The sequence below is a fragment of the Rhodococcus sp. X156 genome, assembly GCF_004006015.1.
Taxonomy (GTDB): Bacteria; Actinomycetota; Actinomycetes; order Mycobacteriales; family Mycobacteriaceae; genus X156.
Genome location: NZ_CP034766.1, coordinates 1,533,820 through 1,550,099, shown reverse-complemented (window position 1 = coordinate 1,550,099; position 16,280 = coordinate 1,533,820). Strand labels below are relative to the sequence as shown.

Annotated in this window: 12 protein-coding genes; 9 read left to right on the top strand and 3 right to left on the bottom strand. The window is 73.2% G+C overall.

The features are described from left to right. Positions 1-13 precede the first annotated feature (13 nt). The 3 genes from ELX43_RS07310 to ELX43_RS07300 form a co-directional block, all read right to left on the bottom strand. Positions 14-2,224 carry an MMPL family transporter gene (locus ELX43_RS07310; RefSeq protein ID WP_127782787.1) on the bottom strand — a complete coding sequence of 737 codons (2,211 nt, stop codon included), beginning with the start codon at positions 2,222-2,224 and terminating at the stop codon, positions 14-16. Positions 2,225-2,244: 20 nt separating this feature from the next. Continuing rightward, positions 2,245-2,847: a TetR/AcrR family transcriptional regulator gene (locus ELX43_RS18195; RefSeq protein ID WP_164860601.1), complete on the bottom strand. Its 603-nt coding sequence runs from the start codon at positions 2,845-2,847 to the stop codon at positions 2,245-2,247. Positions 2,848-2,977: 130 nt separating this feature from the next. Further along, positions 2,978-3,811: an NAD(P)-dependent oxidoreductase gene (locus ELX43_RS07300; protein WP_241249821.1), complete on the bottom strand. Its 834-nt coding sequence runs from the start codon at positions 3,809-3,811 to the stop codon at positions 2,978-2,980. 212 nt (positions 3,812-4,023) lie between these two features. On the opposite strand from ELX43_RS07300, the gene icmF reads away from it, so the two are divergent. From icmF to ELX43_RS07255, 9 genes are all read left to right on the top strand, one after another. Then, positions 4,024-7,275: a fused isobutyryl-CoA mutase/GTPase IcmF gene (gene icmF / locus ELX43_RS07295; RefSeq protein WP_127782784.1), complete on the top strand. Its 3,252-nt coding sequence runs from the start codon at positions 4,024-4,026 to the stop codon at positions 7,273-7,275. Positions 7,276-7,297: 22 nt separating this feature from the next. Further along, positions 7,298-7,804 (top strand): MarR family transcriptional regulator, encoded by a 507-nt coding sequence (locus tag ELX43_RS07290; protein WP_127782783.1) that lies wholly within the window; start codon positions 7,298-7,300, stop codon positions 7,802-7,804. Further along, positions 7,797-8,708: a YihY/virulence factor BrkB family protein gene (locus ELX43_RS07285; RefSeq protein ID WP_127782782.1), complete on the top strand. Its 912-nt coding sequence runs from the start codon at positions 7,797-7,799 to the stop codon at positions 8,706-8,708. Before ELX43_RS07290 ends, ELX43_RS07285 begins: the two co-directional genes overlap by 8 nt. 37 nt (positions 8,709-8,745) lie before the next feature. Continuing rightward, complete coding sequence (locus ELX43_RS07280; RefSeq protein WP_127782781.1) at positions 8,746-10,182, top strand: GuaB1 family IMP dehydrogenase-related protein; 1,437 nt, start codon at positions 8,746-8,748, stop codon at positions 10,180-10,182. 73 nt (positions 10,183-10,255) lie between these two features. Continuing rightward, positions 10,256-10,726: a PPOX class F420-dependent oxidoreductase gene (locus tag ELX43_RS07275; protein WP_127782780.1), complete on the top strand. Its 471-nt coding sequence runs from the start codon at positions 10,256-10,258 to the stop codon at positions 10,724-10,726. Positions 10,727-11,022: 296 nt separating this feature from the next. Then, positions 11,023-12,366 (top strand): hemolysin family protein, encoded by a 1,344-nt coding sequence (locus ELX43_RS07270; protein WP_127782779.1) that lies wholly within the window; start codon positions 11,023-11,025, stop codon positions 12,364-12,366. Then, positions 12,359-13,426 carry a hemolysin family protein gene (locus tag ELX43_RS07265; protein ID WP_127782778.1) on the top strand — a complete coding sequence of 356 codons (1,068 nt, stop codon included), beginning with the start codon at positions 12,359-12,361 and terminating at the stop codon, positions 13,424-13,426. The genes ELX43_RS07270 and ELX43_RS07265 overlap by 8 nt, the downstream gene beginning before the upstream one ends. Positions 13,427-13,442: 16 nt before the next feature. Beyond that, complete coding sequence (locus ELX43_RS07260) at positions 13,443-14,339, top strand: 3-methyladenine DNA glycosylase (RefSeq protein ID WP_127782777.1); 897 nt, start codon at positions 13,443-13,445, stop codon at positions 14,337-14,339. A gap of 161 nt (positions 14,340-14,500) precedes the next feature. Continuing rightward, positions 14,501-16,252 (top strand): substrate-binding domain-containing protein, encoded by a 1,752-nt coding sequence (locus tag ELX43_RS07255; RefSeq protein WP_164860600.1) that lies wholly within the window; start codon positions 14,501-14,503, stop codon positions 16,250-16,252. The last annotated feature ends 28 nt before the right edge of the window (positions 16,253-16,280 follow it).

The following is a 16,280-nucleotide window of genomic DNA, read 5'->3' as shown; positions in this document are numbered from 1 at the left end:
CGGCCTGGTGTCGTCAGCGCACCTCGCTGGGTACCGGCGGGTCGTCCTCGGCCGCCGCCTGCAGCGCCTGGCGCTCGCCGTCGAGCTGCTCGCCCTCGATGTCCACCCGCGGCAGGACCCGGTCGGCCCAGGCCGGCAGCCACCACGCCCGCCGGCCGAACAGCGCCAGCACGGCCGGCACCAGCGTCATCCGCACCACGAAGGCATCGATCAGCACCCCGATGGCCAGGGCGAGGGCGATCGACTTGGTGATGGGGTCGTCCGACAGGGCGAAGCCGACGAACACCGAGGTCATGATCAGCGCCGCCGCGGTGACCACCCGGGCGCCCTCGCGAAAGCCCACCCGGACCGCCTCGTCCGGGTCGGCGCCGTGCACGTGCTCCTCGCGCATGCGGGTCACCAAGAACACCTCGTAGTCCATGGCCAGGCCGAACAGCAGCCCCACCAGCAGCACGGGCAGGAAGCTGGTGATCGGGCCGGGGGTGTCCACCCCGAGCAGCCCGCTCAGCCAGCCCCACTGGAAGACGGCGACCACGCAGCCCAGCGAGGCGCCGACGGTGAGCAGGAACCCCGCCGCCGCCTTCAGCGGCACCAGCACGGAGCGGAACACCACCGCCAGCAGCAGCAGCGCCAGGCCGACCACCACCACCAGGAACAGCGGCAGCGCCGAGGACAGCCCCTGGGAGACGTCGATGCCCAGCGCGGTCGGGCCGGTGACCTGGACGACCGACCCGGTGTCGGCGCCCAGCCCCGGAGCTGCGTCCCGGATGGTGCGCACCAGCTCGGTGGTCTCCTCGGAGTCGGGACCGCTGCGGGGCACCACGTTGACCAGGGCGAGGTCGCCCGAGGGCGCGGCCATCGGTGCGGTCACCTGCGCCACGTCCGGGCTCACCGCTCGCAGCGCGGCAGCCACCCGGGAGGCCGACTGGGTGACGTCGGCGCCGGATCCGCGGGTGTCCACCACGATGGTGAGCGGGCCGTTGACGCCCGGCCCCAAGTGCTGGGCCACCAGGTCGTAGGCCTTGCGCTGAGTGCTCTCCGGCGGGGCGGTGCCCGCGCTCGGCAGGCCCAGCTGGATGTCCTGCACGGGCAGGGCGAGCGCCCCCAGCCCGGCGACCACCCCGATCACCACCAGCACCGGGAAACGGGTGACCAGCCGCACCCACCGCTCCCCCATGGTGTTGCCGCGGGCCTGCCGACGGGCCACCCGTGATCCCGGCACGGGCACCAGGCGCTCACCCGCCAGACCCAGCATCGCCGGCAGCAGCGTGAGCGCCACCAGCACGGTGATCAGCACCGTGGCCGCGGCCACCAGACCCATCGAGCCGAGGAACGGGATACCCACCAGCGTGAGCCCCACCAGCGCGATCATCACCGTGAGGCCGGCGAACACCACCGCGCTGCCGGCGGTGCCCACGGCCAGCGCCGCCGAGTCTTCCGGGCGCATGCCGGTGGCGAGCTGGCTGCGGTGCCGGGAGACGATGAACAGCGAGTAGTCGATGCCCACGGCCAGCCCGAGCATGAGGGCGAGGATCGGCGCGGTGGAGGACACCTCCACCACCCCGGACAGCGCGACCAGGCCGCCCACGCCCACCGCCACCCCCACCAGCCCGGTGAGCAGCGGCATGCCGGCGGCCAGCAGCGAGCCGAAGGTGACCACCAGGACCGCCAGGGCCAGCAGCAGCCCCACGCCCTCCAGCGGTGAGATCGCACCCTGCCCGCCCTGCACCAGCTCACCGCTGACCTCCACCGTCAGCCCGGCCGCCCGCTCCGGCCCGCCCAGGGCCTTCAGCGCGGTGCGGTCGGAGTCACCGAGCTCGGCGGTCTGCACGTCGTAGCGCAGCTGGGCCATGAGCACGGCGCCGTCCGGGGAGGTCACGGTGGTGACGCCGGCCGGGCCGGGAACCACGTGCGGCAGCTGCTGGGCGGCGGCGAGCACCCGCTGCGCCTGGGCCTGCACGGCCGGGTCGGTCACCGTCGTGCCGGCCGGGCCGGTGATGACGATGGTGGCCGAGGAGCCGCTGGCCGCGGGGAAGCGCTCGGCCAGCGTGTCGATGGCCTGCTGTGACTCGGTGCCGGGGATGGAGAAGGAGTTCTCCGGGGTGGGGCCCTTGAACAGGGCGGCGCTGGTGCCGACGACGGCCACCAGCACCACCCAGGCGGCCACCACCGTCCACCGGTGCAGAAAGCTCCACCGGCCGAGCTGGGCGAGCAGTGTGGCCATGGGTGTCCTCCGGGAGCTCGTCAGGCGCGGGTCGGAGCGGGGGCAGCAGGGTCCGGTGCAGAGCGATCCGGCGCAGAGGGATCCGGCGCAGCAGAGCCGGGAGCGAGCACCGGCAGGGCGGCGGCGAGCAGCGCAGGACCCAGCTCCTCGTCGGGCACGTCCAGCAGGACCATGGCGGTCTCCGCCACTCCCGTGATGGCCACCCGGACCGCGACCTCCTCGGCCAGCCCGGCGCCGGGCCCACAGAACAGCGCGCGCACGCGGTCGGTGTACTCGTCCAGGCGCAGGGCGGGCTCCAGCTGGTGCAGCCGCTCCCCGTGACGCAGCATCAGGAACACCTCGTAGCGGTGCGACACGATCAGCCGCACCAGGTCGCTGGCCTGCTGCGCACGATCGGTGTGCGCGGCGACGGCCAGGTACTCCTGCATCCGCTGCAGCGGCTCGAGCAGTGCCTGCGCGACCAGCGCCTCCTTGGACGCGAAGTGGTAGAGCAGCGCCGACTTGGAGTACCCCACCGAGGCCGCGATCTCCTGCAGGGTGGTGGCCTCGTAGCCCTGCGTGGCCACCAGCTCGAGGGTGCGCGCGCGAATCTCGCCGAGCACTTCCTCGCGGGTCTGGCGCACGGCAGCTCCCCGGGGCGGCGGGTGGTGACGTGGCACACCCTACCCAGAAACTGACCCCGTGGTCAGGATCTGACCACGGGGTCCGCTACCACTCCAGCCCCCGTCGGTGCTGGTCACCGCCCTGCGAGGCTCAGACGTCGGCGATGACGGAGAAGTCCTCGCCGCCGCGCCCGTCCTCCTGCGCCGCCTCCAGGGCGTCGTGCGCGGCCTGCACCGCGTGCAGGCCGAGCGTGGCCGAGAGGATCAGGTCGGTGTCCTTCAGCAGCGCGTCCGCGGTGAACTGCGCCTCCTCGAAGTCGCGCTCGGAGAGCTGGCGCTTCTTGGCCGCCACGGCGGGAGCGAGCATGGAGCCGGCCAGCAGCGACAGCGTGACGTCGCGGTCCAGGCCGGTGTCCGACGCCAGGGTCAGCGCCTCGGACACGCCCTGCATCGCCACGGCCAGCGCCAGGTTCACCACCAGCTTGCCGGCGGCGGCCTCCCGCTGGGTGGGGAAGGTGCGGATCTTGGCCGGGTCGCCCCACAGCAGCGCCAGCTCCCGGGCCTCGGCCACGTCGCCGGCGTCGCCGCCGAGCAGCACGCCCAGCTCGCCCGCTGCCGCCGGGACCATCGACCCGATCACCGGCCCGGCCACGTAGCGCACGCCGCGCTCACGGGCCGCCGCGGCGAAGCGGTCGGTGTCGTCGGGCCCGACCGTGCTCACGTCCAGCCAGAGCGTGCCCTCGGGCAGCAGGTTCGGACCGATCACCGTGTCGCGCACCGAGGGCGGACCGAAGAGCACGGTGACGACGGTGTCCGCGCCCGCCACCGCCTCCTGCGGGGTGTCCACGGCGCGCGCCCCGGCAACCACCAGGGCCGCGGTCTTGTCCGAGGTTCGGTTCCAGACGGTCAGCTCGTGGCCCGCGGCGAGCAGGTGCCTGCCCAGCTGAGTGCCCATCAGTCCAGTTCCGAGCAGCGCGATGCGCACGCGAGAGCCCCTTTCGGCGAAGCGCTTGATCCATGACGTCGTTGCCGCGGCCCCGCACGGGCCGGCGACCGTCATTGTTCACGAGCCGGCTCAGCCAGCATCGTCAGGGCTGGGCGGCAGCCGCCCGGTCAGCGACGGCCGGGCCGCGGTGTCCGCCACCCATATCCATGGACGTCCTAGCATTTTTTGCGTGGACGTCCTACTATCCGTGTATGGCTGACATCACACCTCCCCCGCTGCACGTGCCTGCGCACCCGGTGCGGTTCGTCACCGCGGCGAGCCTGTTCGACGGGCACGACGCGGCCATCAACATCATGCGCAGGGTGCTGCAGGCCCAGGGGGCGGAGGTGATCCACCTCGGCCACGACCGCAGCGTGGATGCCGTGGTCACCGCGGCGCTGCAGGAGGACGCCCAGGGAGTGGCGATCTCCTCCTACCAGGGCGGGCACGTGGAGTACTTCAGCTACCTGGTGGAGCGCCTGCGCGAGGTCGGCGCCGGGCACGTGCAGGTCTTCGGCGGGGGTGGTGGCGTCATCGTGGCCGAGGAGATCAAGCTCCTCGCCTCCCGCGGGGTGAGCATCTTCGCGCCGGAGGACGGCCAGCGACTGGGACTGCCCGGCATGATCAACGAGCTGGTCCGCAAGTGCGACGTCGACCTGGCCGCCCAGGGCCCCGACGTGGACGCCCTGCTCGCCGGCGACCCGGCCGCCCTGGCTCGCACCATCACCGTGCTCGAGGCCGGCCGCTCGCCCGAGCTGGTGCAGCGGGTGACCGAAGCCGCCGCCGGGCGCACCGTGCCCGTGCTCGGCATCACCGGCACCGGAGGGTCGGGCAAGTCGTCGCTCACCGACGAGCTGCTGCGCCGCCTGCGGGTGGACAACGAGGACAAGCTGCGCATCGCGGTGCTGGCCATCGACCCCACTCGCCGACGCGGCGGCGCCCTGCTGGGCGACCGCATCCGGATGAACGCGCTCACCGAGGACACCGCCGGCGGCGGCTCCACCACCTACTTCCGCTCGCTGGCCACCCGCACGCCGGGCGCGCAGGTCCCGGAGAACCTCGAGGCGATCATCGCCTCGTGCAAGGCCGCCGGCTTCGACCTGGTGATCGTGGAGACCCCGGGCATCGGCCAGGGTGACGCGGCGATCGTGGACTTCTGCGACGTCGCCCTCTACGTGATGACGCCGGAGTTCGGCGCCGCCTCGCAGCTGGAGAAGATCGACATGCTCGACTTCGCCGACGTGGTCGCCATCAACAAGTTCGAGCGCCGCGGCGCCGAGGACGCCCGCCGCGACGTCGCCCGCCAGCTGGTCCGCAACCGGGAGGCGTTCGGCCAGCAGTGGCAGGACATGCCCGTCTACGGCACCAGCGCCGCCCGGTTCAACGACGACGGCGTCACCGCGCTCTACCAGCAGCTGCGCGAGCTGCTCGCCGGCAAGGGACTGGCCCTCGGCGAGGGCGTGCTGCCCACGGTGGACGTGATGGCCTCCACGGGCCTCACCAGCGCCATCCCGGCGCAGCGCTCCCGCTACCTGGCCGACATCACCGAGGCGGTGCGCGGCTACCACGCCCAGACCGCGGAGAACGTCGAGGTCGCCCGCCGCCGGCAGCACCTGCGCACCGCCGCCGAGCTGCTCTCCGGGGACGCCGCCGAGCAGGCCAGCGAGCTGGCCGCGCAGGCCGGCGACGCGCTGCACCCCGAGGTGGCCCAGCTGCTGGTGGACTGGCCCGCCCGGGTGCAGGAGTACTCCGGCGACGAGCTGATCTACACCGTGCGGGACAAGGAGATCCACACCCCGCTGCGCCGACCGACGCTGTCCGGCAGCTCGGTGCCCCGCGTGGCGCTGCCGCGCACCACCGACGAGGGCGAGCTCACCCGCTTCCTGCGCGCGGAGAACCTGCCCGGCTACTTCCCGTTCACCGCCGGGGTGTTCCCGTTCAAGCGCGCCGGGGAGGCGCCGGCCCGGATGTTCGCCGGCGAGGGTGACGCCTTCCGCACCAACCGGCGCTTCCGGCTGCTCTCCGACGGCAACGAGGCCACCCGGCTGTCCACCGCGTTCGACTCCGTCACCCTCTACGGCCGCGACCCCGACCGACGTCCGGACATCTACGGCAAGGTCGGCACCTCCGGGGTGTCCATCGCGACCCTGGACGACATGCAGGTGCTCTTCGACGGCTTCGATCTGTGCTCGCCCACCACCTCGGTGTCGATGACCATCAACGGCCCCGCCCCGGCGATCCTGGCCATGTTCCTCAACACCGCCATCGACCAGCGCCTGGCGGCGTTCCGCGACGAGCACGGCCGCGAGCCGAGCCAGGACGAGGCCGCCGAGCTGCGCGCCTGGGTGCTGGCCAACGTCCGCGGCACCGTGCAGGCCGACATCCTCAAGGAGGACCAGGGCCAGAACACCTGCATCTTCTCCACCGAGTTCGCGCTGCGCTGCATGGCCGACATCCAGCAGTACTTCATCGAGAACGCGGTGCGGAACTTCTACTCGGTGTCCATCTCGGGCTACCACATCGCCGAGGCGGGGGCCAACCCCATCAGCCAGCTGGCGTTCACCCTCGCCAACGGCTTCACCTACGTGGAGTCCTACCTGGCTCGCGGCATGTCGATCGACGACTTCGCGCCCAACCTGTCGTTCTTCTTCTCCAACGGCATGGACGCGGAGTACTCGGTGATCGGCCGGGTGGCGCGGCGCATCTGGGCGGTGGCCATGCGGGAGCGCTACGGCGCCGGCGAGCGGTCGCAGAAGCTCAAGTACCACGTGCAGACCTCGGGACGCTCGCTGCACGCGCAGGAGATGAACTTCAACGACATCCGCACCACCCTGCAGGCGCTGTGCGCGATCTACGACAACGCCAACAGCCTGCACACCAACGCCTACGACGAGGCCGTCACCACGCCGAGCTCGGCGTCGGTGCGGCGGGCGCTGGCCATCCAGATGATCATCGACAAGGAGTGGGGGCTGTCGGGCAACGAGAACGCCCTGCAGGGTTCCTACGTCATCGACGAGCTCACCGACCTGGTGGAGGAGGCGGTCCTCGCCGAGTTCGACCGGATCGCCGAGCGCGGCGGGGTGCTGGGCGCGATGGAGACCGGCTACCAGCGCGGGCGCATCCAGGACGAGTCGATGCTCTACGAGCACCGCAAGCACGACGGCTCGCTGCCCATCGTGGGTGTGAACACCTTCCTCAACCCCGACGCCGACGACGAGGCGCACGGCTCGCTGGAGCTGGCCCGGGCGACGGAGCAGGAGAAGCAGTCCCAGCTGGACCGGCTGCACGACTACCACGACCGCCACCGCGGCGACGCCGAGTCGGCCATCACCGAGCTGCAGCGCGCGGCCATGGGCGAGGGCAACGTGTTCGCCGCGCTGATGGAGGCGGTGCGGCACTGCTCGCTCGGCCAGATCAGCGACGCGTTCTTCGAGGTGGGCGGACAGTATCGGCGCAACGTCTGAGCGGGATAGGTTGACAGCCGTCATGGCTGACTCCCCCAAGCTCGACCCCATCGCCGAGGCGCACCGCCAGTGGGTGGCGCACGGCTGGGGCGAGGTGGCCGACGGGATGGCGGCGGTCACCTCGCTGATGCGGGCACAGCAGATCATGCTGGCCCGGGTGGAGGACGTGCTCAAGCCGCTGGGGCTGACCTTCTCCCGGTACGAGCTGCTGATGCTGCTCACCTTCACCCGCAGCGGTGCGCTGCCGATGAACAAGGCCAGTGCCCGCCTGCAGGTGCACCCCACCAGTGTCACCAACGCCGTGGACCGGCTCTCCGCCGCCGGGCTGGTGGTGCGGGTGCCGCACCCCAGCGACGGTCGCGCCACGCTGGTGGAGATCACCGAGGCCGGCCGGGAGCTGGCGCAGCAGGCGACGGAGCGGCTCAACACCGAGGTCTTCGCGCGCCCAGGGCTCTCCCCCCGCCGGGTGAGCACGCTGGTGTCGGCGCTCACCGAGCTCCGCCGGGACGCCGGCGACCTGGATGGCTGACCCGGAGACCTCGACGGCCGGGGCCCAGCCGAGCAGCAGCGTGACCGAGCAGCCCGATGGCCCGACCCGGCTGGCTGCGCTGCGCCGGGAAGGTGCGGGGTTGCTGGCCGTGGTCCAGCACCGCCTCGCCGACCGGGACCTCGCGCTGCTCGCCGCCGGGCTCACCTTCTTCGCCGGGGTGGCCATCGTCCCGCTGTTCGTGGTGGCCTTCGGCCTGACCGCCTGGCTCAGCTCGGCGGAGCGGGTGCGCGAGCTGGGTGGGCGCCTGGCCGAGCTGCTGCCCGACGAGCTGGGCGCGCCGGGAGCCGTGCAGCGGCTGGTGTCGGCGGGTGTCGAGGTGGGGCCGTGGGGGGTGGTGCTGGCGCTGCTGCCGATGTCCTTCTACGGCGAGGGGCTGCGGCGCGCGCTGCTGCGCTTCTCGGCGCGCCGGGAGACGCTGGCCGGTTGGCGGGGACGGCTGCTGGCCCTGCCGCTGCTGCTGCTCACGCCCGCGCTGCTCTACCCGCTGCTCCTGGTGGTGCAGGTGATGGCCGACCTGGCCCGCACCGGCGGGGTCCTGGCCACCACCGGGCAGGTCGCGGTGGGCTTCTACGCCGTGCTGGCAGCGCTCACCGTCGTGCTGGCGTGGGGGTTCCGGGTGGTCGCCCCGGGGCGGATCGGCTGGCCGGCGCTGCTGGTCGGCGCCCCGTTCACGGCCGCCTGCCTGTCCGGGTTCCTGCAGGGCTTCGTGCTGTTCCTGTCCCTGCCGCTGGATCTCGGCGCCCCGTTCGGCGGGCTCGACGTGGTCGGCGGCATGGTGGCGGTGGGGCTGTGGATGTTCCTGCTGCACGTGGTGCTGATCGTCGGGTGGCTGCTCACCCAGGCGGTGGACGAGCGCCTGGCCGAGCGGGCGGGCCGCGCCTGAGCGCCACCTGGCTGGCCAGCCGGTACCGTTGCGCCACGTGCGATTCCTCCACGAGCTGCCCCCGCCCTACGACCTGACCTACGACGACGTCTTCCTGGTGCCCAACCACACCGAGGTGGCGTCGCGCTTCGACGTCGACCTGGCCACCACGGACGGCTCCGGGACCACCATCCCCGTGGTGGTGGCCAACATGACGGCCGTGGCCGGCAAGCGGATGGCCGAGACGGTGGCCCGCCGCGGCGGTCTGGTGGTGCTGCCCCAGGACGTGCCCACCGAGGCGGTGGCCGACACCATCGGCTTCGTCAAGAGCCGCCACCTGGTGGCCGACACCCCGGTGGTGCTCTCGCCCGACGCCGCGGTCTCCGACGCCCTGGCCCTGCTGCCCAAGCGTGCGCACGGCGCGGTGGTCGTGGTGGAGGCCGGCCGGGCCGTCGGCGTGGTCACCGAGGCCGCGTGCGCCGGGGTGGACCGCTTCGCCCGGCTCTCCGACGTCGCCGACACCGACTTCGTCACCGTGGGCGTGGACTCCACCCCCCGCGAGGTGTTCGACACCCTGCACGCCGCCGGCGCCACCCTCGCCGTGCTGGTGCACGACGACGGAACCCTCGCCGGCATCCTCACCCGCACCGGCGCCCTGCGGGCCGGCATCTACTCCCCCGCCCTGGACTCCCGCGGTGCGCTGCGGGTGGCGGCGGCCGTGGGCGTCAACGGCGACGTGGCCACCAAGAGCCGCGCCCTGGTGGAGGCCGGCGCCGACCTGCTGGTGCTGGACACCGCGCACGGGCACCAGGAGAAGATGCTGCAGGCCCTGCGCGCGGTGCGCGCCCTCGACCTGGGGGTGCCGCTGGTGGCGGGCAACGTGGTCTCCGCCCAGGGCACCGTCGACCTCATCGAGGCGGGCGCGGACATCGTCAAGGTCGGCGTCGGACCCGGCGCGATGTGCACCACCCGGATGATGACCGGGGTGGGACGGCCGCAGTTCTCCGCCGTCGCCGACTGCGCGGTCGCCGCCGCCGAGCGGGGTGGACACGTGTGGGCGGACGGCGGTGTCCGCCACCCCCGCGACGTGGCGCTGGCCATCGCCGCCGGCGCCGCCAACGTCATGATCGGCTCCTGGTTCGCCGGCACCCACGAGTCCCCCGGCGACCTGCACCACGACGAGGCCGGCCGCGCGTACAAGGAGAGCTTCGGGATGGCGTCCAAGCGGGCGGTCGCCGCCCGCACCAGCGCCGACAGCGCCTTCGACCGCGCCCGCAAGGGGCTCTTCGAGGAAGGCATCTCCAGCTCGCGGATGCGCCTGGACCCCGAGCGCCCCGGGGTGGAGGACCTGCTCGACCACATCACCGCCGGGGTGCGCAGCACCTGCACCTACGCCGGGGCCCGCACCCTGGCGCAGCTGCACGAGCGGGCGGTGCTGGGCGTGCAGTCCGCCGCCGGCTTCGCCGAGGGCCGTCCCCTGCCCGCCGGCTGGTGACCGCGCTCGGCCGGCGCGGCCCGCTGTCGCCTCCGCGCGGCAGCGGGCCGCGCCGGCCGCTAGCGTGAGCGTCATGGCCAAGATCGCGACCGCTGACGTCGTCTCCCGGGCAGAGCTGCTGGAGTTCCTCCGCCCCCGGCACAAGGCGATCTACGCCTGCACCCGGGCCGACGGGCGCCCCCAGCTGTCCCCGGTGACGTGCGGGGTGGACGAGCAGGGACGCATCGTGATCTCCACCTACCCGCAGCGCGCCAAGACCACCAACACCCGCCGCGACCCGCAGGTCAGCCTCTGCGTGCTCTCCGACGACTTCAACGGTCCCTGGGTGCAGGTCTACGGCACCGCCGAGGTGCTCGACATGCCCGAGGCGGCCGAACCGTTCGTGGACTACTACCGCTCCATCGCCGGCGAGCACCCCGACTGGGCGGAGTACAAGCAGGCGATGGCCACCCAGGGAAAGTCGCTGATCCGCGTGGTCCCCACCGACTGGAGCCCCGTGGCCACCGGCGGCTTCCCGCCCGAGGTCGCCGAGCGGATGGGCTGAGCCGCTCCCTGGCCTGTGCCGGATTCGTCCTGTTGGACGGAGCGCACCTCGCTGTCCACCCGTTACGATGAACTGACCTCCTGTCTCGCTTCCGGGGCAGGACCCTCGAGAGGAAGGACCCCGGTGCCTGCGGCGCCTACCCGCGTCCCCACGACCACCGTCGTGTCCGCCACAGCTGTTCCCGTCACCCCCGCACAGGGGGCTGGCACCTCCGAGTCGTCGGACACCTCCCCGGAGGGGGCGAGTACGGAGCCGGGTCAACCCCCGGCTGCCCACCGCGTCGCGGGTGACCCGCGATGAACATTCTGCTCCCCATCCTCGGACTCATCGGCTTCCTGGCGCTCACCGCCGGCACCGCCGTGTTCGTCGCCGCCGAGTTCTCCCTGACCGCGCTGGAGCGCAGCACCGTGGACGACGCGGCCGCCTCCCACGGCGACCGCCGCGCCAAGCAGGTGCAGCACGCGCACCGCACCCTGTCCTTCCAGCTCTCCGGGGCTCAGCTGGGCATCACCATCACCACGCTGGTCACCGGCTACATCGCCGAGCCGGTGCTGGCCGGGCTGTTCTCCAAGCCGCTCACGGCCATGGGCGCGGGCGAGCCGCTGGCCGACGGCATCTCGCTGGCCCTGGCCCTGCTCATCGCCACCTCGGTGTCCATGGTCTTCGGCGAGCTGGTGCCCAAGAACCTGGCCATTGACCGGCCCCTCACCGTCGCCCGGGCCACCGCCGGCCTGCAGGCCGGCTTCTCCGCGGTGTTCAAGTGGGTCATCAACCTGCTCAACGACACCGCCAACCGGGTGGTGCGGATGTTCGGCGTGGAGCCCGCCGACGAGCTGCGCTCGGCCCGCTCCCCGCAGGAGCTGGGCTCGCTGGTGCGCACCTCCGCCCGGCACGGCTCCCTCAACGCGGGCACCGCGAACCTGCTCGACCGCTCGCTGCGCTTCGGCGAGCGCAACGCCGACGAGCTGATGACCCCGCGCGTGCGGATCGACACCCTGAACGCCGACGACACCGTGGACGACCTGCTGGCCGCCGCTCGGGCCACCGGGCACTCCCGGTTCCCGGTGGTCAACGGCGACCTGGACGACCCCCTCGGCGTGGTGCACGTCAAGCAGGCCTTCACCATCCCCGACGACCGCCGCCACGACACCCCGCTGGAGCGAATCGTGCGCCGCGTCGCCACCGTGCCCGCCACCCTGGACGGCGACGCCCTGATGGACCGCCTGCGCGGCGACGGGATGCAGGTCGCGTTCGTGGTGGACGAGTACGGCGGCACGGCCGGCATGGTCACCATGGAGGACCTCATCGAGGAGATCGTCGGCGACGTGCGCGACGAGCACGACCCCACCGAGCGGGACGTGCAGGCCACCGAGCGCGGCTGGGAGCTCTCCGGGCTGCTGCGCATCGACGAGGTGGCCGAGGCCACCGACTTCGACCCACCCGAGGGCGAGTACGAGACGATCGGCGGCCTGGTGCTCGCCGAGCTCGGCCGCATCCCCGAGGAGGGCGACGTGGTGCGGGTCGACGGCTGGCAGGTCGAGGTGCGCCGGATGGACGGGATGCGCGTCGACGTGGTCGACCTGGTCCGCCCGTCGGCCGCCCGCACCGACAGCGACAGCGAGCGGAGCGAGAATGCCTGACTACGCCGCCATCCTGCTCGCCGTCCTGCTGCTGGCCCTCAACGCCTTCTTCGTCGGCGCGGAGTTCGCCCTGATCAGCTCCCGCCGCGACCGCCTGGAGGCCCTCGCCGACCAGGGCATCGCGCGCGCCCGCCTGGTCATGCGGGCCAGCGAGCAGCTGTCCCTCATGCTCGCCGGGTCCCAGCTGGGCATCACCATCTGCTCCATCGCCCTGGGCCGGGTCGGGGAACCGGCAGTGGCCCACGTGCTGGAGGGGGCGCTGCACCCGCTGGGGATTCCCAGCTCGGTGCTGCACGCCATCAGCTTCGCCATCGCCCTGAGCGTGGTGGTGGTGCTGCACATCCTGCTCGGCGAGATGGTCCCCAAGAACATCGCCATCGCCGGGCCGGAGAAGGCCGCGCTGCTGCTGGTGCCGGTGATGCTCATGTGGGTGCGCCTGGCCGGCCCGCTGATCGCCGCCTACAACTGGATGGCCAACGCGGTGCTGCGCGCGTTCGGGGTGCACGCCGCCGACGAGCTGGACACTGCCTACACCACCCGCGAGCTGGCCGGGATGATCGCCGAGTCACGGTCGGAGGGGCTGCTGGACGCCCAGGAGCACCGCCGGCTGAACCAGGCGCTCACCACCGCCGGGCGCACCGTCACGGAGGTGCTCATCCCGCTGGAGAACCTGCGCACCCTGGAGCCGACGGCCAAGGGCGGCGTGCTGCTGGGTGCGCTGGAGCAGGCGGTCAGCGAGACCGGCTACTCCCGCTACCCGGTGCGCAACCCCGACGGCACCCTCTCCGGCTACCTCCACGTCAAGGACGTGCTCGACTCGGTGATGGACGACGACGCCGGGCCGGAGACGGTCATCCCGCGCTCGCGCATCCGGGTGCTGCCGCCCATTCCGGCCAACCAGGAGCTGGACGAGGCGCTCGCCGGTCTGCGCCGGGCCTCCAGCCACCTGGGCCGGGCGGTGGACGCCGGCGGCAACACGATCGGGGTGGTGGCGCTGGAGGACCTGGTGGAGGAGTTCATCGGCACCGTCCGCGACGCCACCCACCGCGGTGAGCCGTGACGAGCGGGCGCCGGCCGTGAGCACTGGTCCGCTGCACGTGCTGCCGCCAGCGCGGTGGACCGCGCTGGCCGAGGGGCACGCCGCGCGGGCCGACGCCATGACCGCCGGACACCGGGCCCGCCGCGCTGCCGGTGAGAAGCACGTGGTGGAGGACTTCCTCTACGACTACTACGGCACCCGGCCGACGCTGCTGCGCCGCTGGCACCCCGGCGCGGGAACCGGGCTGCGACCCGGTCCCGACCAGCAGCCGCCGCAGGCGCAGTGGCGCTGGTACGCCACCGACGCCGACGGAGTGGTCGCCCTCGACGTGGACGCGTACCTAGCCGACCGCGGCGAGGCGGTGCGGTTCATCCACCGCATCCTCAGCGCCACCGCGGCACGTCCGGCGTTCACCGGCTGCTTCGGCATGCACGAGTGGGCGATGACCTACCGCGGCGACGAGCACCGCCACCCCCTGCCCCTGCGGCTGGGCCAGGCGGGCACCGACGCAGTGGTGGAGTCCGCACCCGTGCGGTGCACCCACTTCGACGCGTTCCGCTTCTTCACCCCTGCGGCAGTACCGCTTAACCAGGTGCAGCTCAGCCGCGCCACCCAGGTGGAGCACGAGCAGCCCGGCTGCCTGCACGCGGCGATGGACTGCCACCGGTGGGCGCTCAAGCTGGGGCCCGCGGTGCCCGGCGAGCTGGCGCTGGACTGCTTCGCCCTGGCCGCGGACGTGCGCACCCTGGACATGCAGGCCTCGCCCTACGACCTGTCCTCCTACGGGCTGTCCGCCGTGCCGGTGGAGACCCCCGAGGGCAAGGCGCAGTACGTCGCTCGGCAGCGGGAGTTCGCACACCGCTCGACCGCGCTGCGTCATCGTCTCATCGCGGTCTGTGACGCCTTGTTGACCGTCCGTGAGCGAGTCGCCTGACCAGTCCGCCACCGCGCGAACGCATCCGAACGTTGCGCGTGCTCCCCTCGCGCACCGGCCCTGAACTGCCCCAACGTGGTTAGTAGGGTGTGCCGAACCCCCCACCAACCGCAGGAGGCTCTTCCGTGGCTCGCCACCGCGACAATTCCAAGCGACGCAGCGTGAGCCGTGGCCCGATCATCGCCCTGGGCGTGATCGTGGTGCTGGTGCTCGGTGTGCTCGGGTGGAGGTCGGTCGGCGACCGCATCGACGACCAGCGCGCCTCGGCCGAGGACGCCTGCGTCAGTGGTGAGACGGTGCTGACCGTCGCCGCCGACCTGGCCGTCACCCCCGCGCTGACCGAGCTGGCCACCCGCTACACCGACAGCAACCAGGTGGTGCGCGACCACTGCGTCCGGGTGCAGGTGCACGCCGCGGCCGACGACGAGGTGCTCGCCGGTCTGCAGGGCGAGTGGGACGCCACCCGGTCGGGCCCACCACCGGCGGCGTGGGTGGCCAAGGACAGCTCCTGGACGGCCGAGCTCGCCGCGGCAAAGCCTGCGCTGCTGGGCAAGTCCCGCTCCGTGGCCACCAGCCCGGTGCTGCTGGCGGTGCCGCAGCCGGCCGCGCAGGCCATGACCACCGCGGGCGTGAGCTGGGCCGACCTGCCCCGGCTGCAGGGCGCCCAGGGCTGGGCCGGCTACGGCCACCCCGAGTGGGGCACCACCACCATCGCCCTGCCCACCGGCAACGACAGCAGCACCGCCACCGCGCTCGCCGTGCAGGGCGTGGTCACCGCCGCCACCGGCACCGCCGCGGTGACCACCGAGACCCTCGCCCGCCCCGAGGCACAGGAGGCCCTGCGCCTGCTGCGCGCCGCGGGTGCGGAGCCGGGCAGCACGGCCACTGCTCTCACCGCGATCCGCGGTCTCGGCTCCGTGGCGGGCAGCCCGTACCAGGCCGTGCCCGCCACCGAGCAGCAGATCTACGCCGCCGCGCAGCAGCCCGGCAGCACGGCGCTCGCCGGTGTCATCCTCGCCGGCGCCACCCCGGTGGCCGACTACCCCTACGTCGGGGTGAAGGCCGCCTGGGTGGACGAGACCCAGAGCCGAGCCGCCGAGGCCTTCGGTGAGTACCTCGGACAGCCGGAGCAGCAGCAGACCCTGGCCGCGGCCGGCTTCCGGGCCGGCGACGCCACGCCGCCCAGCAGCGACGCGGTGTCCTTCGCCCCGCTGACCACCACCCTGCCCGCGCCCGACGCCGCGACCGGCACCGCGCTGCGCACGCTGCTCGCCACCCCCGCACCGGCCTCCCCGCCGGTCGCCCCGGCCGCCGCTCCCGCCGCCACCACACCCGCGGCAGCGACCACCGTGCTGCTGGACATCTCTCGCACCATGGCGGCCAGGGAGGGCGACCGCACCCGGCTGACCGCGGTCACCGAGGCACTGCGCGGGCGGATCGGCCAGCTGCCGGAGACCAGCCGGCTCTCGTTGTGGACCTTCTCCGGCAACCTCGACCGGGGAGCCCCCTACCGGGTGGACGTGCCCATCGGCACGCTCGGCGCCCCGGACAGCGAGCTGCGGCGCCAGCTCGACGGCACCCTCGGCGCGCTGAGTCCCCGCACCAGCACCTCGCTGTACTTCTCCGTCGGTGACGCCTACCAGGCAGCGGTGCGGGCCCACGTCCCGGAGCAGGCCACCTCCCTGCTGGTGGTCACCGGTGGCCGCGACGACGGGCGCGCCACCCTGCGCCAGCTGCTCGCCAAGATCGACGCCGCCAAGGACCCCGCCCGGCCGGTGCGCATCGACGTCGTGGCCGTCGGCGACACCCCCGACCTGGCCGCGCTCACCGAGATCACCGCGCGCACCGGCGGCACCGTGGTCCGCTCGTCCGCAGCCGAGCTGCCGGGCGCCCTCGCCCCGCTGCTGGGCTGACCGGCACGCTCCCGCGACTGGCCGCAGA